Here is a 16473-nt window from a genome sequence, read left to right as displayed (position 1 = left end):
GGACACAAGAGCATGAGCGACAACAGCCTGCGTCTGGTGTGGGTCTACCCCGACCTGCTCAGCACGTACGGAGACCAGGGCAACGCCCTCGTCGTGGAGCGCCGGGCCCGCCAGCGCGGCCTGGACGTGCAGCGCGTGGACGTGCGCAGCGACCAGCCCATCCCCACCTCGGGCGACATCTACCTGATCGGCGGCGGTGAGGACCGTCCGCAGCGCCTGGCCGCGGAGCGGCTGCTGCGCGACGGCGGTCTGGAGCGGGCCGTCTCGAACGGGGCGATCGTCTTCTCCGTCTGCGCCGGCTACCAGATCCTCGGCAAGGAGTTCGTCAACGACCAGGGGCAGCGCCAGGAGGGCCTCGGCCTGCTGGACGTCGTCACCGTGCGCGGTGAGGGCGAGCGGTGCGTCGGCGACGTCCTCGGCGACATCGACCCGCGCCTGGGCCTGCCGCAGCTGACGGGCTTCGAGAACCACCAGGGCATCACGCACCTCGGCCCGACGGCGAAGCCGTTCGCCCGGGTGACCATGGGCCGCGGCAACGGCACCGGCGACGGCACCGAAGGCGCGTACAACGACACGGTGTTCGGCACCTACATGCACGGTCCCGTGATGGCCCGCAACCCGCAGATCGCGGACCTGCTGCTGAAGCTGGCCCTCGACGTGAACGCGCTCCCGGCCATAGACGACCGGTGGTACGAGGCGCTGCGCGCGGAGCGCATCGCGGCGGCGACGCAGCCCGCCTAGCACCCTCGCGGACCGCTCATCGGGGCGGCCCCCGCATCATGTGTTCGGCCCGGTTTTCCCTAGGGAGAACCGGGCCGATGTCGGTTTGTACGACGATCACGACCAGCATGTGGAGGATGGTTCAGCGCACCTCCAAACCGCTTGTAGGGTGGCCGTAGTTCCAACCGGACGACGTGGTCCGGTCGTCGGCCCACGTTGCAAAGGTCTCTTCTGCCATGCGCATAGGTGTGCTCACTTCCGGTGGCGACTGCCCCGGCCTCAACGCCGTCATCCGCTCCGTCGTGCACCGCGCCGTCGTCGACCACGGTGACGAGGTGATCGGCTTCCACGACGGCTGGAAGGGCCTGCTGGAGGCGGACTACCGCAAGCTGGACCTCGATGCCGTCGCCGGCATCCTCGCCCGCGGCGGCACCATCCTCGGTTCCTCCCGGGTCCAGCCCGCGCACCTGCGCGACGGTGTCGAGCGTGCCCGCGGGCACGTGGCGGACCTCGGCCTCGACGCGATCATCCCGATCGGCGGCGAGGGCACCCTGAAGGCCGCGAACCTGCTCTCCCAGGCCGGCCTGCCGATCGTCGGCGTCCCGAAGACCATCGACAACGACATCTCCTCCACCGACGTCACCTTCGGCTTCGACACCGCCGTCGGGGTCGCCACGGAGGCGCTCGACCGGCTGAAGACCACCGCCGAGTCCCACCAGCGCGTGATGGTCGTCGAGGTCATGGGCCGCCACACCGGGTGGATCGCCCTGCACTCCGGCATGGCGGCGGGCGCGCACGCGATCGTCGTTCCGGAGCGCCCCTTCGACATCGACGAGCTGACGGCGATCGTCGGCGAGCGGTTCTCGGCGGGCAAGCGGTTCGCGATCGTCGTGGTCGCCGAGGGCGCCAAGCCGAAGCCCGGCTCGATGGCCTTCGAGGAGCGCGGCAAGGACATATACGGCCACGAGCGGTTCGCCGGCATCGGCAACCTGCTGGCCGTCGAGCTGGAGAACCGCCTGGGCAAGGAGGCCCGGCCGGTGATCCTGGGCCACGTGCAGCGCGGCGGCACGCCCACGGCGTACGACCGGGTCCTCGCCACCCGTTTCGGCTGGCACGCGGTGGAGGCGGCGCACCGGGGCGAGTTCGGCATGCTGACCGCGCTGCGCGGCACGGACATCGTGATGGTGCCGCTCGCCGAGGCGACCTCGACCCTGAAGACGGTCCCCGCCGAGCGCTACGACGAGGCCCAGACGGTCCTCTGACGCTTCGCCGACACCCCTTTCGACGCCCCTTTTGTCCTGGGCCGCCCCCGCGCGCACGAGCGTAGGGGGGCGGCACTACTGTGGTGGGGCAGCACAGTCAAGGGAGTGGACAGATGGATCACAGCGGGCACGGCATGGACATGAACATGGACTTGCCGCCGTTCACTCTCGCGCGCGGGCTGGAGTTCTCCTTCGACGCCTTCTTCCTGTTCGGCTCGCTGTTGGGGCTCGCCCTGTACGGGTGGGGCGTGCTGCGGCTGCGCCGGCGCGGGGACTCCTGGCCGCTGGGCCGGACCATCGCCTTCACCGCGGGCGTGCTGACCGTGATCCTGGTGATGTGCACCCAGCTGAACGACTACGGCATGGTCATGTTCAGCGTGCACATGGTCCAGCACATGGTGATCAGCATGATCACCCCGATCCTGGTGCTGCTGGGCGCCCCGGTGACGCTGGCGCTGCGCGCGCTGCCGCCCGCCGGCCGCGGCCGCAAGGGCCCGCGCGAGCTCCTGCTGGCGCTGCTGCACAGCCGGTACATGAGGGTGATCACCCATCCGGCGTTCACGATCCCGATGTTCATCGCGAGCCTCTACGCGCTGTACTTCACCCCGCTCTTCGACTTTCTGATGGAGAGCCGCACCGGGCACATCGCGATGATGGTCCACTTCTTCGCGGTCGGCCTGATCTTCTTCTGGCCGATCATGGGCATCGACCCCGGTCCGCACCGTCCGGGCTACGTCATGCGGATGCTGGAGCTCTTCGCGGGCATGCCCTTCCACGCGTTCTTCGGCATCGCCCTGATGATGGCGAGCCAGCCGATGATCAAGACGTACGCGAACCCGCCGGCCTCCCTCGACATCGATCCGCTGCTCGACCAGCAGTGGGGCGGCGGCATCGCCTGGGCGTTCAGCGAGATCCCCTCGGTGCTGGTCCTGATCGCCCTGATCTACCAGTGGTACCGCTCCGAGCAGCGGGCCGCGAAGCGCTCCGACCGGGCCGCCGACCGCAACGGAGACCAGGAGCTGGAGGCGTACAACGCGTATCTCGCCTCGCTCCAAGCGCGTGGCCAGTAGCGGAACCCGGCCTCCGCGCGCCACCATGGGGCATGACCGGATCCGTTAAGGCGATGGCAGTCATGACCTTCGCCGCACTGGTGGCCGTCGCCACGTACTCCGTGGTCCTCGGCAGCAACGGCTGGCTGTGGTTCGGCTGGGTGGTCCTGGGGCTGCTGACGGCGGGGATGGCCGCCTCGCGCAGTACCTGAGGAAGGTCACCACCGCCCCCTCCATCCCGCGACTCACCGTCCGTAGACTGGTCGTGACAACGGGATACCGACAGGAGCGGCCTGGTGTTCTACCACTTGCTCAAGCACGTGTTCCTCGGACCCCTGCTGCGGCTGCTGTTCCGGCCGCGGATCGAGGGGCTGGAGAACATCCCGGCGGAGGGCGCCGCGATCGTCGCGGGCAATCACCTGTCGTTCTCCGACCACTTCCTGATGCCCGCGATCCTGGCCCGGCGGATCACCTTCCTGGCGAAGGCCGAGTACTTCACCGGTCCCGGGATCAAGGGCAGGCTGACGGCGGCGTTCTTCCGCAGCGCCGGGCAGATCCCCGTGGACCGGTCCGGCAAGAACGCCGGCCGGGCGGCCCTGCGCGAAGGGCTGGGCGTACTGGCCAAGGGCGAGCTGCTGGGCATCTACCCGGAGGGCACCCGCTCGCACGACGGCCGGCTCTACAAGGGCAAGGTGGGCGTGGCCGCCATGGCTCTCGGCGCCGGGGTGCCGGTCGTGCCCTGCGCGATGGTGGGCACCTTCGAGATCCAGCCGCCCGGGCAGAAGCTCCCGAACATCCGGCGGGTGACGATCCGGTTCGGCGAGCCGCTGGACTTCTCCCGGTACGCCGGGATGGAGGGCGAGCGCGCCGTCCTGCGGGCGGTCACCGACGAGATCATGTACGCGATCCTCGGCCTGTCCGGGCAGGAGTACGTCGACCGGTACGCGGCCGAGGTCAAGGCCGAGGAGGAGGAAGCGCGGAAGAAGGCCCGGCGCACGACGCGCTGAGCCTTCTCCCGCTTCACGGGTCACGCGGGGGCTGCCCGCTTCCCCGTCCGCGGCCTCAGCGTACGGCGGGGAGCTCCTCGCGCGCCGGGAGTCCGGCCGCAGCGGCGTCCAGCGCGCGGGCGGCCGCCGCGGCCGGGGCCACCGGAGTGGCGTGCGGGGCGCACGTCACGTCCTTGGCGTCCACCTTGCCGGTCAGCAGGTAGGTGTCCACCCGCGTGTTGATGCAACCGTTCACCAGGCTGGTGACACCGTGCGAGCCGGCGTTCTGCTCGGTGATCAGCCGCGAGCCGGCGAGGCGGCGGTGCAGCTCGACCGCGCCCTTGTAGGGGGTGGCCGCGTCCCGCTCGGACTGGACGATCAGGACCGGCGGCAGACCGCGCTCGGCCCCGACCTCGATCGGGGTGCTCTGCTTTGCCCTCCAGGTCGCGCACGGCAGGTTCATCCACGCGTTCGACCAGGTCAGGAACGGGTACTTCTCGTGCAGCTTGGTGTTGTCGCGGTCCCACTTGGACCAGCTGGTGGGCCACTTCGCGTCGGCGCACTCGACGGCGGTGTAGACGGCGTTGCTGTTCTCCGACGCCGCGTTGCCCTTGGTGTCCGACATGTCCGGGGCGATGGCGTCGATGAGCGCCTGTTCGTCGCCGGCCGCCCAGGCCGCGAAGGTCTGGGCGACGGGCACCCAGGAGGAGTCGTAGTACGGGGCGCTCTGGAAGAAGCCGATGAGCTCGGCCGGGCCGACGATCCCGCCGAGCGGGTCGGCCTTGGCCTTGCCGCGCAGCTCCTGCCACTTGGCGTCGACCTTCGCGCGGGTGTCGCCGAGGTGGAAGACGGCGTCGTTCTTGGCGACCCAGTCCTGCCAGTCGTTCCAGCGCGTCTGGAAGGCGACGTCCTGGCCGAGGTTGGCCTCGTACCAGATGTTGTCCTGCGACGGGTCCACCACGCTGTCGACGATCATGCGGCGCACGTGGGTCGGGAAGAGGGTCGCGTAGACCCCGCCCAGGTAGGTGCCGTAGGAGACGCCGAGGTAGTTCAGCTTCTTCTCGCCGAGCGCGGCCCGGACGACGTCGAGGTCGCGCGCGGTGTTCGGCGTGGTCATGTGCGGCAGCATCTCGCCGCTGCGCTCCTTGCAGCCGTCCGCGTACTCGGCGGCGAGCTTGCGCTGGGCGCGCTTGTCGGCCTCGCTGTCCGGGACCGGGTCGGCCTTGGGGGCCTTCACGAACTCCTGCGGGTCGATGCAGGAGATGGGCGCGGAACGGCCGACACCGCGCGGGTCGAAGCCGACGAAGTCGTAGGCCTTGGAGGCGTTGACCCACAGCGGGCTCTTGGTGGTGACCCGGCGCGGGAAGCGCATGCCGGAACCGCCGGGGCCGCCGGGGTTGTACACGAGGGCGCCTTGGCGCTCCTCCTTGGTGCCCGTGCTGCCGATCCGGTCGACGGCGATGTCGATGGTCTTGCCGTAGGGCTTCGCGTAGTCCAGCGGGACCTTCACCCAGCCGCACTGGATGGGCTTCTCCAGGCCCCAGTCCGCCGGGCAGTCCTTCCATTCGATCCCGGTACGGGAAGCGCGCGCGGCGGCGATCTGCACGCCCAGCGACTCCGGGAGCCGGAATTCCCGGTCGGCCGGCGCCGCGGCGGCCGGCGGAGCGAGCAGCAGGCCCGCGGCCAGCGTGCCGGTGATCAGTGTGGCGGCGCTCCCCAGCGCCGCGTTGCGTATCACGTGGTTGTTCCCCCTGCGTCAGATCCCGCCGTGGGCGGCCGGGTTGGCCGCTTCGGTCGTCGGCGTGCAGGGGGATCCTGACGTCTGGGCCCGCCCCGGCGACAGGGTGGGGCGGACTTCTTTGCCAACCCGATAACCGGACAGGCGTGTACCGCTGAGCGGTGCCCGATTCGTCCCGCGTTCAGCGGTCGTAGGTACGGCAGGCCGCGTCGAGCACCTCGCGCAGCCGGAGGGCGTCCCCGGCCAGGGCCGTCACGAGGACGGCGGGCCCGGCCAGCGGAGTCGCGACGGCGCACTCCCCCAGCACCGCGGCCGGCGGCGGGTCCTGCGCGAACGCCGGGTCCACCACGAGGAGTTGGCCGACGGCCCGGTGTCCGCCCAGTCCGGCCGGCCCGTCCCAGCCCCCGGGTGCGCCGGGGCCGCAGGCCAGCTCCTGGTCCAGCAGCGGCCGGCCGCCGCGGGTGACGGTGAGGCGGCTGCGCAGCAGACCGGGCGGTTCTCCGTGGCGTCCCAGCACCTGTTCCTCGCGCAGCATCAGGCGTGCGGTGGGCGCGAGCCGGACGCGGGTGCGCACCCGCAGGTCGCTGCCGCGCACCGAAACGAGCGGCTCCGGCAGCCACCGCACCGAGGCCCCGTCCTCCAGGTCCAGCTCCACGTCGTAGCGGGCGGGCTCGCCGGCCCGGCCGGGCAGGGCCAGGGTGGCCGCCGCCGAGGCCAGGGCCAGGCGGGCGCCGGGCCCGGCGGTGGCGCGGACGGTGAGGTGGTCGCCGCCGAGCGGGGCGCTCATCGCGCCGACGAGCACGACCCCGGCCTCCTGGGCCTCCCGGCCGCGGGTGCGGCGCAGGGCGAGCGGGCCCTCCCCGGCGAGCAGGGGCAGGGCGGTCCCGCCCCGCCCGTCGGCCACGGCGTGGATGCGGGCGGTGGCCCGCACTCCCGTCGCGGGCGGGGGGACGGGCGGCGCGGTGGTCACCGCACGCTCCAGGCGGCGATCCGCCCGCGCACCCAGTCGGCGACCGGGGCCACGCCCTCGGGGCCGCGCAGCGACTGGAAGGCGACGGGCAGTTCACCGCGCTGCTCGGCCGCGTCGCGGGCCATCCGGCCGAGGTCGGAGCCGACGTGGGGGGCGAGGTCGGTCTTGTTGACGATGAGGAGGTCGGCAGTGGTGACACCGGGGCCTCCCTTGCGGGGGATGTCGTCGCCGCCGGCCACGTCGATGACGAAGATCTGGGCGTCGACGAGGCCCCGGGAGAAGGTGGCGGTGAGGTTGTCCCCGCCGGACTCGACGAGGATCAGGTCGAGCGGGGCGTGCTCGCGGAAGGCGTCCTCCAGTTCCTCGACGGCTTCCAGGTTGGCGGAGATGTCGTCGCGGATGGCGGTGTGCGGGCAGGCCCCGGTCTCGACCGCTGCGATCCGCTCGGGCGGCAGGACCGCCTCGCGGAGCAGGAACTCGGCGTCCTCGCGGGTGTAGATGTCGTTGGTGACCACCGCCATGGACAGGTCGGTGCGCAGAGCGCGGCACAGGGCGGCGACGGTGGCGGTCTTGCCGGAGCCGACGGGTCCGCCGAGTCCGATGCGCAGGGCGCGCCGGGTGCCGTCGGCGCGCAGCGGTGCGGCGCTGTGGGTGTGCCGGTGGGGCTGCGCGACGGCGTGGTCGAGGTGCATGGGGGCTCCCGGGGGTCGAAGGGGTGCGGTGGCGTGGTCAGGAGGCGAACAGGCGTACCGGCCAGCCGGCGTGCACCTCGGCCGCGATCTCCAGCAGGGGCGAGGAGGCCGCAGGCAGGGCCTCGGTCCCGTCCAGCAGTGCCCGGTGCGCGGCGTCGCCGGCCCGGGCCGCGACGGAGTCGAGCTCGGGGGCGAGCCGGGCCAGTACCCCGCTCGCCTCGAAGGGGTCGAGGCCGAGTAGCCGCACGGTGGCGGTCGCCGGTCCGCCGACGCTCTCGTACGCCGCCACGTGCGCGGCGTCGAGCGGCCCGAGCCCGGCCGCCCGGGCGGTCAGACCGAGCACCAGGGGCTGGTGGGCGCCGCGCGGGAAGGCGGCGGCGAGCTGCTCCAGGCCGGGGTCGGGCCAGGTGGCCCGTGCGGCCCGCAGCAGCTGGCGGCCCAGTCGCCGCGCCGCGGTGCGCAGCGCGGGCGACGGGGTGCGGGCGTCGGCCGCGGCGTCGAGTACGGCCGGGTCGAGGCCGAGGGCGGCCGCGGCGGCGAGGGCCGCCGCGGTGAGCCCGGCGGTGTGCAGCCGGCCCCGGCAGAAGTCCTCCAGGGTGGCCGCGTCGTGGATCCGGCCCGCCTTGCAGGCGGCCTCGGCCCCGCCGGAGTGGGCGTGGCCCCCGGCGGGGAAGCGGCCGTCCGCGAGGACGAGCAGCGCGGCGAGGCTCATGTGGCGGGGCCCATCAGAAGAGGAAGTAGCGCTGGGCCATGGGAAGTTCCGCGGCGGGCGCGGGCTCCACCGCCTCGCCGTCGATGGTGACGGTGAAGGTGTCGGCGTCGACCTCGACCCGCGGCATGGCGTCGTTGTTGCGCATGTCCGCCTTGGTCACCTTCCGCGTGGTCTCTATGGCGGTGAACCGCTTGTCGAGTCCGAGCCGTTCGGGCAGGCCGTCGTCGAGTGCCGCCTGGGCGGTGAAGTTCAGCGAGTTCAGGCCGGGCGCGCGGCCGTGGCTGCCGAACATCGGCCGGGGCAGCACGGGCTGCGGGGTGGGGATGGAGGCGTTGGCGTCGCCCATCTGCGCGTAGGCGATCTGACCGCCCTTGATGACGAGTTCGGGCTTGACCCCGAAGAAGGCGGGGTTCCACAGCACCAGGTCGGCGAGCTTGCCGGTCTCGATCGAGCCGACGTCGCGGGCGATGCCCTGGGCCACGGCGGGGTTGATCGTGTATTTGGCGACGTAGCGGCGGGCCCGGTGGTTGTCGGCGGGTCCGTCGCCGGGGAGGAAGCCGCGCCGCCGCTTCATCACGTGGGCGGTCTGCCAGGTGCGCAGCACCACCTCGCCGACGCGGCCCATGGCCTGGGAGTCGGAGGAGATGATGGAGATGGCGCCGAGGTCGTGCAGGACGTCCTCGGCGGCGATCGTCGAGGGCCGGATGCGGGATTCGGCGAAGGCGAGGTCCTCGGGGACGGCCGGGTTGAGGTGGTGGCAGACCATCAGCATGTCGAGGTGCTCCTCGACGGTGTTGACGGTGTGCGGCCGGGTGGGGTTGGTGGAACTGGGCAGGATGTTCGGCTCGGAGACCACAGTGATGATGTCGGGTGCGTGCCCGCCGCCGGCGCCCTCGGTGTGGTACGAGTGGATGGTCCGCCCGGCGATGGCCGCGAGGGTGTCGGCGACGAAGCCGGCCTCGTTGAGCGTGTCGGTGTGGATGGCGACCTGGGCGCCGGTCTCGTCGCAGACGCTCAGGCAGGCGTCGATGACGGCGGGGGTGGCGCCCCAGTCCTCGTGGATCTTGAATCCGAGGGCGCCGCCGCGCAGTTGGGAGTGCATGGCCTCGCGGGAGGTGGTGTTGCCCTTGCCGAGGAGGCCGATGTTGACCGGGTGGGCCTCCAGCGCCGCGAACATCCGGGCGAGGTGCCAGGGCCCGGGGGTGACGGTGGTGGCCTTGGTGCCCTCGGCGGGTCCGGTGCCGCCGCCGACCAGGGTGGTGATGCCGGAGGCGAGGGCCTCGTCGATGACCGTCGGGGAGATGAAGTGCACGTGGGCATCGATGGCGCCGGCGGTGACGATCTTCCCGTTGCCCGCGATGATCTCGGTCTCGGGGCCGATGACGAGTGCGGGGTCGACGCCGTCCATGGTGTCGGGGTTGCCGGCCTTGCCGATGCCGCAGATCCGGCCGTCGCGGATGCCGAGGTCGGCCTTGACGATGCCCCAGTGGTCGAGGACCACCACTCCGGTGATCACGGTGTCGGGTGCGCCTTCGGCCCGGGTGGTGCGGGCCTGGCCCATGGACTCGCGGATGACCTTGCCGCCGCCGAAGACGGCTTCGTCGCCGGAGCGGCCGGGGCCGCCGCCGAGGTCCTGCTCGATCTCGACGAAGAGGTCGGTGTCGGCGAGCCGGATCCGGTCCCCGGCCGTCGGTCCGAAGAGGTCGGCGTACACCTGGCGGGAGATCTCAGCCATCGAGCGGTCCTCCGGTCTCCCCGCGCAGTCCGGGTACGGTCCGCAGGCCGGCGAGCGGGACCAGTTCCACCGACGCCGGAATGCCCGGCTCGAAGCGGACGGCCGTGCCGGCGGCGATGTTGAGCCGGAGCCCGTGGGCCGCGGCGCGGTCGAAGTCGAGGCCGGGGTTGGCTTCGGCGAAGTGGTAGTGGGAGCCGACCTGGACGGGACGGTCGGCGGAGTTGAGCACGGTGAGACGGGTGACGGGGCGGCCCTCGTTGAGGAGTACCGGGCCCTCCCCGAAGGCGATTTCGCCGGGGATCATGGGAGGTGCTCCTTGTCAGACGATGGGGTCGTGGACTGTGACGAGTTTGGTGCCGTCCGGGAAGGTCGCCTCGACCTGCACGTCGTGGATCATCTCGGAGATCCCCTCCATGACGTCCGCCCGGCTCAGCACGGTGCGGCCGGAGGCCATCAGCTCGGCCACCGTCCGGCCGTCGCGGGCGCCTTCGAGGATGTGCGAGGTGATCAGCGCCACCGCCTCGGGGTGGTTGAGGCGTACTCCGCGCGCCCTCCGCTTCTCGGCCACGTCCGCGGCCACGTGGATGAGCAGTCGCTCCTGTTCGTGCGGTGTCAGTTGCACTCGTATTCACCAAGCTTCCGGGACAAGATCGACTTCGCGCCGAGGCGACCCTAGCGGCCCTCAACACTTTGTTGACCTGCACGTTTCCGACCCAAGCGTCTCTTGCCCAACGCAGGGGAAGGCTTTCCGTTCCGCCCACCGCAGCTTTGCCGGCTCATGGGTGATCATTGGTGGTCGCACGTGACCGTCACGTTAAGGGCGGCACTTTTCCACCGGGTTAACCCACGTTTCGGGAAGGCACCCGGTTCAGGCCCGCGGCCCGCCGGCTCCGACTTCCGTATACAGATCGCGGCGCGTCCGCGGTCAGCAGCCCCCGGCGGCCGCGGCCGGTGCCCCCACGGTCCAGGGCAGCGCGATCCACACGGTCTTGCCGCCGTCCTCGGTGGGCGTGACCGAGAGCCTGCCGCCCGCCTCCGCGGCGAGCCAGCGGATGATGACCATGCCCCGGCCGTTGTCCTGCTGGACGGCGGCGGGAAGCCGCCGGGGCCAGCGCGGGTGACTGTCGGTCACCCCGACCCGGAGCCACTCCTCGCGCTCCAGACGGATGTCGACGGTGAAGGTGGGCGACTGGCCGAAAGTGTGCTGTACGGCGTTGGTGGCGAGTTCCGAGACGATCAGCCGGATGCTGTCGGCGGTCTCGGTGTCATCGGGCAGTCCCCACTCCTCCAGCACCTCCGCGACAAAGCGCCGGGCAGCGGCCACCGAGGCGGGATCGCTCGGCAGAGTGACGGATGCTTCCTGGTGGTCTGCCATGGCGACGTCCCTTTCCCACCGGAGCGGAAAAGCCCCGGATCTGTGCTGGACGCCAGAGTGCCACCCATCGTGCCGCCACATCAGCCTTTCCCCAAAGATATGCATATATCTGTCGCCCGATGCGGTGAACTCTGCTACGGAAGAGCGTATTTGGACGGCAGACTGGTGCGAGCTGTGCCGGTGGAAGGAGGCGGGTGTGCAGCACGGTCCCGCGGTGCGTCGGCGCAAGCTCGGCGAGGAACTGCGTGCCCTGCGTGACCGGTCCGGTCTCACCAGTGGTGAGGCCGCCCGGATCGTGGGATGGCACCAGTCGAAAATCAGCCGTATCGAGACGGGCCGCAGTGGCGTGAAACCGCAGGACATCCGGCTGCTCCTCGACGCCTACGGGGAGTTCGTGAGCCCGGAGCAGCGGGCGCTCCTGGAGGCCCTCTCGGCCTCCGCCGCCGGTCCCGGGCCGGGCGGCGACACCGGGCGGGGGCGCCAGTGGTGGCACGACTACCGGGGGCTGCTGCCGCAGGAGTACCGGGACTTCATCAGCCTGGAGGCGGGGGCCCGGTCGGCCCGTACGGTGGAACTGTCCGTGGTGCCGGGGCTGTTGCAGACCCCCGATTACGCGCGGGCCGTGACCCGGGCGGCGCTGGGCGGGCTTCCGGAACCGAAGGTGGACGCGCTGGTCGACGTACGGCTGGCCCGGCAGTCGGTGCTGCGGGCCGATCCGCCGCTGGAGCTGAGCGCGGTGCTGGACGAGGCGGTGCTGCGCCGGCAGATCGGCGGGCCCCGGGTGATGGCGGAGCAGCTGCGGCACCTGGCCGGCGTGGCGCGGCTCCCCCAAGTGAGCCTCCAGGTACTGCCGTTCAGCGTGGGCGGGCATCTCGGCCTCACCGGACCGTTCGTTATTTTCTCATTTACGAACATCGCCGATCTGGATGTGGTGGTACTCGACCATTTGACGAGTAGCCTCTATCTGGAGCGGAAGGAAGACCTAGAAGCGTACGGCGCCGCGTTCCGCACCATCCAGGCGCACGCCCTCCCGCCCCAGGACTCGTCGGAACTCATCAGCTCACTCGCTGACGACGCGTAGAGGAGGCACCCCCGTGTCCGCAACCCCTATGAGCACCAGCGGACTTCTGATCAGAGCTGCGCGGTGGCGGCGGAGCAGCCGCAGCACCGGGATGAACAACTGCGTGGAAGCGGCCGTCCTCGGCGACGGTCTGCTGGCCGTCCGCGACTCCAAGCGGACGGACGGCCCGGCCGTGCTCTTCACCGGGCCGGCCTGGGACGGCTTCCTCGCCTCCGTACGGGCGGACGCGCACGCGTCCGTCTAGCGGTCCGTGGCCCCGGCGGGCGCGGTCGCGACGATCGTCCCGACCGCCCGATCGATCTCGTCCCCCGTGAGGTCGGCCCGGGCGGTCAGCCGCAGCCGGGAGATGCCGTCCGGCACCGACGGCGGGCGGAAGCATCCCACGGACAGACCTGCCTCGCGGCAGTCGGCGGCCCAGCGCAGTGCCGCCGCGGCCGACGGGGCCCGTACCGACACCACGGCCGCGTCCGGCCGGGCCGCGGTCAGACCGGACGCGGTGAGCCGCCCGTACAGCCGGTCGGCCACCTCGCGGGCGCGGCCGGCGCGCTCCGGTTCCCGCCGGAGCAGGCGCAGGCTCGCGAGGGCCGCGCCCGCGGCGGCCGGCGCCAGGCCGGTGTCGAAGATGAAGGTGCGCGCCGTGTTGACCAGGTGCCTGATGACCTTGGCCGGGCCGAGCACCGCACCGCCCTGGCTGCCCAGCGACTTCGACAGGGTCAGGGTGGCGACCACGTAGGGCGCGCCGGCGAGCCCGGCGGCGTGCAGCGCGCCCCGGCCGCCCTCGCCCAGGACACCCAGACCGTGGGCGTCGTCCACGAGCAGGGCCGCGCCCTCGTCACGGCAGGCGGCGGCGTATCCGGCGAGCGGGGCGGCGTCGCCGTCGACGGAGAACACCGAGTCGCTGACCAGCAGGGCCCGGCCCTCGTGCGCGGCGAGCGCCTTGCGCGCGGCGTCCGGGTCGGAGTGCGGGACCACCGCGGTCTCGGCGCGCGAGAGCCTGCAGCCGTCGACGATGGAGGCGTGGTTGCCGGCGTCGGAGACGACGAGCGTGCCCCAGTCGCTGAGCGCCGTCACGGCGGCGAGGTTGGCCGCGTATCCGGAGGACAGGACGAGCGCGGCCTCGAAGCCGCAGAAGGCGGCGAGTTCCCGCTCCAGCTCCGCGTGCAGTTCGGTGGTGCCGGTGACGAGACGGGAACCGGTCGCTCCGGCGCCCCAGCACTCGGCCGCCTCGCGGGCCCCCCTGATGGTCTCGGAGTGCCGGGACAGGCCGAGGTAGTCGTTGCTCGCGAGGTCCAGCAGCGCCGACACCGGCGGCCGGGGCCGCAGGGAGCGGACCAGTCCGGCCTGCTCCCGCGCGCGCTCCGCGGCGTCGATCCAGGCGAAGACGTCCGCGGGGTCGGGAGTGTGCTGGGGCATCGGCGTGTCCTCGTGTTTTGTCGGCAGTCCACAGACCTGCCCGACCCTAGTCCCCGCGACTTGTCCGCCAGGTGTGGTGATACACACACACCCATCCGGCCATGTTGTGCGATCTCTCCTTGGCCGGGATGGGTCGAGTGGGACAGGATCGAGTCCATGGACCTGCTGAACACCCTGGTGGACAAGGGGCTGCGGCGTGAGCTGCCGACCCGCGAAGAAGCGCTCGCCGTACTGGCGACTTCTGACGATGAACTGCTCGACGTGGTGGCCGCGGCCGGCAAGGTGCGCCGCCAGTGGTTCGGGCGTCGGGTCAAGCTGAACTACCTGGTCAACCTGAAGTCGGGCCTGTGCCCGGAGGACTGCTCCTACTGCTCCCAGCGCCTGGGCTCGAAGGCCGAGATCCTCAAGTACACGTGGCTCAAGCCGGAGGAGGCCTCCCAGGCCGCCGCCGCGGGCGTCGCGGGCGGGGCGAAGCGGGTCTGCCTGGTCGCCAGCGGCCGCGGTCCGACGGACCGGGACGTGGAGCGCGTCGGCAAGACGATCGAGGCGATCAAGGAGCAGAACGAGGGCATCGAGGTGTGCGCCTGCCTCGGCCTGCTCTCGGACGGCCAGGCGGAGAAGCTGCGCGATGCGGGCGCCGACGCCTACAACCACAACCTCAACACCTCCGAGGCCACCTACGGCCAGATCACCAAGACCCACACCTACGCCGACCGCGTGGACACCGTGGAGAAGGCCCATGCGGCGGGCCTGTCGGCCTGCTCCGGCCTGATCGCGGGCATGGGCGAGACCGACGAGGACCTCGTCGACGTGGTCTTCTCGCTGCGCGAGCTGGACGCCGACTCGGTTCCGGTCAACTTCCTGATCCCCTTCGAGGGCACTCCGCTGGCCAAGGAGTGGAACCTCACCCCGCAGCGCTGCCTGCGGATCCTGGCGATGGCGCGGTTCGTCTGCCCCGACGTCGAGGTCCGGCTGGCGGGCGGGCGCGAGGTGCACCTGCGCTCGATGCAGCCGCTGGCCCTGAACATCGTCAACTCGATCTTCCTGGGGGACTACCTCACCAGCGAGGGCCAGGCCGGTCAGGCGGACCTCGACATGATCGCGGACGCCGGTTTCGAGGTGGAGGGCGCCGGTACGACGACCCTTCCCGCGCACCGCTCCGACCTGGCCGACGCGGCCCCGTCCGGCGGCGGCTGCGGTTCCAACGGCGGCGCCTCGCTGTGCGGTTCGGGGGCGGGCGCGGCTTCGGCCGGGGACGAGGCCGCGGGCTGTGGCTCGGCGTGCGGCGGCTGCTCGGGCCACGCGCACGCGGAGGCCGCGCCGGTGCCGGCGCAGCCGGCGCAGGCCGAGCCCGGCGCGCTCCGGTCGGACCTGGTGGCGGTGCGCCGCCGCGGCGCGGGGACGGACATCGCTCCCAATGCCTGATCAGCCCAACCCGCGGTCGGCCGGCGCGGAACTGCTCGCGCTGGACCGGCAGCACGTCTGGCACCCGTACGGCCCGATGCCCGGGCGGCAGGAGCCGCTGGTCGTCGACTCCGCCTCGGGGGTGCGGCTGAGGCTCGCCGACCCGTCCCAGGGGGAGGGTCACGTCGAGCTCGTCGACGGCATGTCCTCCTGGTGGTCGGCCATCCACGGCTACAACCACCCGGTGCTCAACGAGGCCGTGACCGCGCAGCTCGGCAGGATGTCACACGTGATGTTCGGCGGGCTCACCCACGAGCCCGCCGTCCGGCTCGCCGCGAAGCTCGTCGAGGTCACCCCGGCGGGCCTGGAGCACGTCTTCCTCTCCGACTCGGGTTCGGTGTCCGTCGAGGTCGCCGTCAAGATGTGCCTCCAGTACTGGCGTTCGCTCGGGCGCACGGGCAAGACCCGGCTGCTGACCTGGCGCGGCGGCTACCACGGGGACACCTGGCAGCCCATGGCCGTCTGCGACCCCGAGGGCGGCATGCACGAGCTGTGGCAGGGCCACCTGCCGCGGCAGGTCTTCGCGGACGCGCCGCCCGGCGGCTTCGACACGCCCGTGGATCCCGCGTACGCCGACCACCTGCGCGGCAAGATCGCCGCGCACGCGGACGAGCTGGCCGCCGTGATCGTGGAGCCGGTGGTACAGGGCGCGGGCGGCATGCGCTTCCACCACCCCGGCTACCTGCGGGTGCTGCGCGAGCTGTGCGACGAGTACGGGGTCCTGCTGATCCTGGACGAGATCGCCACGGGCTTCGGCCGCACCGGCGCGCTCTTCGCGGCGGACCACGCGGGGATCACCCCGGACGTGATGTGCCTGGGCAAGTCCCTGACCGGCGGCTACCTCACGCTGGCGGCGACCCTGTGCACGGAGCGGGTGGCCGACGGGATCTCCCGGGGCGAGGTCCCGGTGCTTGCGCACGGACCGACCTTCATGGGGAACCCGCTGGCCACGGCGGTGGCGCTGGCCTCCGTGGAACTGCTGCTCGGCCAGGACTGGACGCTCGACGTCAAGCGGATCGAGGCGGGGCTGCGCGAGGGACTGGCGGCCGCGGCCGAGATCCCCGGCGTACGGGACGTCCGCGTGCTCGGGGCCATCGGCGTGGTGCAGCTGGACCACGAGGTCGACGTGGCGGCGGCGACCCGGGCGGCGGTGCGCGAGGGCGTGTGGCTGAGACCGTTCCGGGACCTGATCTATGTGATGCCGCCGTTCGTCACGGGCGACGCGGACGTGAACCGTATCTGCCGCGCGGTGTGCGCGGCGGCCCAGGAAGGCTGA

The 16473-nt window shown here is 72.1% G+C and carries 18 protein-coding genes; 9 read left to right on the top strand and 9 right to left on the bottom strand.

All coding sequences use genetic code 11. The annotated features are described in order from the left end of the window. The first annotated feature begins 12 nt into the window (after positions 1–12). The 5 genes from AB0F82_RS21940 (at position 13) to AB0F82_RS21920 (ending at position 4038) form a co-directional block, all read left to right on the top strand. A complete protein-coding gene (locus AB0F82_RS21940; RefSeq protein WP_356814013.1) occupies positions 13–741 on the top strand; it encodes a type 1 glutamine amidotransferase in 729 nt (242 codons plus the stop codon). Positions 742–956: 215 nt separating this feature from the next. After that, on the top strand, positions 957–1982 hold the full coding sequence (locus AB0F82_RS21935) for a 6-phosphofructokinase (protein WP_362630263.1): 1026 nt from the start codon (positions 957–959) through the stop codon (positions 1980–1982). Positions 1983–2095: 113 nt separating this feature from the next. Beyond that, a complete protein-coding gene (locus tag AB0F82_RS21930; protein ID WP_362630260.1) occupies positions 2096–3052 on the top strand; it encodes a cytochrome c oxidase assembly protein in 957 nt (318 codons plus the stop codon). 53 nt (positions 3053–3105) lie between these two features. Continuing rightward, entirely contained in the window at positions 3106–3243 is a 138-nt protein-coding gene (locus AB0F82_RS21925) for a hypothetical protein (protein WP_362630407.1), read from the top strand. A gap of 84 nt (positions 3244–3327) precedes the next feature. After that, positions 3328–4038, top strand: a complete 711-nt coding sequence (locus tag AB0F82_RS21920) for a lysophospholipid acyltransferase family protein (protein WP_356814016.1) — start codon at positions 3328–3330, stop codon at positions 4036–4038. Between the two features lie 55 nt (positions 4039–4093). Here AB0F82_RS21920 and AB0F82_RS21915 read toward each other — a convergent pair whose 3' ends face one another. The 8 genes from AB0F82_RS21915 to AB0F82_RS21880 all read right to left on the bottom strand — a co-directional run bounded on the left by AB0F82_RS21915 (position 4094) and on the right by AB0F82_RS21880 (position 11239). Then, positions 4094–5755, bottom strand: coding sequence for an alpha/beta hydrolase (locus tag AB0F82_RS21915; protein ID WP_362630257.1), 1662 nt, complete (start codon positions 5753–5755; stop codon positions 4094–4096). Between the two features lie 181 nt (positions 5756–5936). Further along, entirely contained in the window at positions 5937–6725 is a 789-nt protein-coding gene (locus tag AB0F82_RS21910; protein ID WP_362630254.1) for an urease accessory protein UreD, read from the bottom strand. Continuing rightward, complete coding sequence (gene ureG / locus AB0F82_RS21905; protein WP_356814019.1) at positions 6722–7417, bottom strand: urease accessory protein UreG; 696 nt, start codon at positions 7415–7417, stop codon at positions 6722–6724. The genes AB0F82_RS21910 and ureG overlap by 4 nt, the downstream gene beginning before the upstream one ends. Positions 7418–7454: 37 nt before the next feature. Then, complete coding sequence (locus AB0F82_RS21900) at positions 7455–8129, bottom strand: urease accessory protein UreF (protein ID WP_362630251.1); 675 nt, start codon at positions 8127–8129, stop codon at positions 7455–7457. Positions 8130–8142: 13 nt separating this feature from the next. Next, positions 8143–9864, bottom strand: a complete 1722-nt coding sequence (locus AB0F82_RS21895; RefSeq protein ID WP_362630248.1) for an urease subunit alpha — start codon at positions 9862–9864, stop codon at positions 8143–8145. Then, a complete protein-coding gene (locus AB0F82_RS21890; protein ID WP_030660408.1) occupies positions 9857–10168 on the bottom strand; it encodes an urease subunit beta in 312 nt (103 codons plus the stop codon). Before AB0F82_RS21890 ends, AB0F82_RS21895 begins: the two co-directional genes overlap by 8 nt. 15 nt (positions 10169–10183) lie before the next feature. Next, on the bottom strand, positions 10184–10486 hold the full coding sequence (locus AB0F82_RS21885; protein WP_362630244.1) for an urease subunit gamma: 303 nt from the start codon (positions 10484–10486) through the stop codon (positions 10184–10186). A 303-nt stretch (positions 10487–10789) separates the two neighbouring features. After that, complete coding sequence (locus tag AB0F82_RS21880; protein ID WP_362630241.1) at positions 10790–11239, bottom strand: ATP-binding protein; 450 nt, start codon at positions 11237–11239, stop codon at positions 10790–10792. 196 nt (positions 11240–11435) lie between these two features. Here AB0F82_RS21880 and AB0F82_RS21875 point away from each other — a divergent pair, with 196 nt between their 5' ends. After that, on the top strand, positions 11436–12320 hold the full coding sequence (locus AB0F82_RS21875) for a helix-turn-helix domain-containing protein (protein ID WP_356814024.1): 885 nt from the start codon (positions 11436–11438) through the stop codon (positions 12318–12320). Between the two features lie 13 nt (positions 12321–12333). Then, positions 12334–12564 (top strand): DUF397 domain-containing protein, encoded by a 231-nt coding sequence (locus AB0F82_RS21870; protein WP_390076631.1) that lies wholly within the window; start codon positions 12334–12336, stop codon positions 12562–12564. On the opposite strand, the gene AB0F82_RS21865 is transcribed toward AB0F82_RS21870, so the two are convergent. After that, positions 12561–13733, bottom strand: a complete 1173-nt coding sequence (locus tag AB0F82_RS21865; RefSeq protein ID WP_362630237.1) for an 8-amino-7-oxononanoate synthase — start codon at positions 13731–13733, stop codon at positions 12561–12563. The genes AB0F82_RS21870 and AB0F82_RS21865 overlap by 4 nt on opposite strands. 156 nt (positions 13734–13889) lie before the next feature. Here AB0F82_RS21865 and bioB point away from each other — a divergent pair, with 156 nt between their 5' ends. Further along, a complete protein-coding gene (bioB, locus tag AB0F82_RS21860; RefSeq protein WP_362630234.1) occupies positions 13890–15158 on the top strand; it encodes a biotin synthase BioB in 1269 nt (422 codons plus the stop codon). Continuing rightward, positions 15151–16473, top strand: a complete 1323-nt coding sequence (locus tag AB0F82_RS21855) for an adenosylmethionine--8-amino-7-oxononanoate transaminase (RefSeq protein WP_362630231.1) — start codon at positions 15151–15153, stop codon at positions 16471–16473. The genes bioB and AB0F82_RS21855 overlap by 8 nt, the downstream gene beginning before the upstream one ends.

The sequence above is a fragment of the Streptomyces virginiae genome (genome assembly GCF_040638905.1).
GTDB lineage: Bacteria > Actinomycetota > Actinomycetes > Streptomycetales > Streptomycetaceae > Streptomyces > Streptomyces virginiae_B.
The sequence above is the reverse complement of the archived record's forward strand: the minus strand, read 5'-3'. Positions and strand labels throughout refer to the sequence as shown.

What these genes read in the sequence shown, in the direction of transcription:
- AB0F82_RS21940 (WP_356814013.1), top strand. Translation starts at nt 13, where the DNA reads ATGAGCGACAACAGCCTGCGTCTGGTGTGGGTCTACCCCGACCTGCTC.
- AB0F82_RS21935 (WP_362630263.1), top strand. Translation starts at nt 957, where the DNA reads ATGCGCATAGGTGTGCTCACTTCCGGTGGCGACTGCCCCGGCCTCAAC.
- AB0F82_RS21930 (WP_362630260.1), top strand. Translation starts at nt 2,096, where the DNA reads ATGGATCACAGCGGGCACGGCATGGACATGAACATGGACTTGCCGCCG.
- AB0F82_RS21925 (WP_362630407.1), top strand. Translation starts at nt 3,106, where the DNA reads ATGGCAGTCATGACCTTCGCCGCACTGGTGGCCGTCGCCACGTACTCC.
- ureG (WP_356814019.1), bottom strand. Translation starts at nt 7,417, where the DNA reads ATGCACCTCGACCACGCCGTCGCGCAGCCCCACCGGCACACCCACAGC.
- AB0F82_RS21900 (WP_362630251.1), bottom strand. Translation starts at nt 8,129, where the DNA reads ATGAGCCTCGCCGCGCTGCTCGTCCTCGCGGACGGCCGCTTCCCCGCC.
- AB0F82_RS21895 (WP_362630248.1), bottom strand. Translation starts at nt 9,864, where the DNA reads ATGGCTGAGATCTCCCGCCAGGTGTACGCCGACCTCTTCGGACCGACG.
- AB0F82_RS21890 (WP_030660408.1), bottom strand. Translation starts at nt 10,168, where the DNA reads ATGATCCCCGGCGAAATCGCCTTCGGGGAGGGCCCGGTACTCCTCAAC.
- AB0F82_RS21880 (WP_362630241.1), bottom strand. Translation starts at nt 11,239, where the DNA reads ATGGCAGACCACCAGGAAGCATCCGTCACTCTGCCGAGCGATCCCGCC.
- AB0F82_RS21865 (WP_362630237.1), bottom strand. Translation starts at nt 13,733, where the DNA reads ATGCCCCAGCACACTCCCGACCCCGCGGACGTCTTCGCCTGGATCGAC.
- bioB (WP_362630234.1), top strand. Translation starts at nt 13,890, where the DNA reads ATGGACCTGCTGAACACCCTGGTGGACAAGGGGCTGCGGCGTGAGCTG.
- AB0F82_RS21855 (WP_362630231.1), top strand. Translation starts at nt 15,151, where the DNA reads ATGCCTGATCAGCCCAACCCGCGGTCGGCCGGCGCGGAACTGCTCGCG.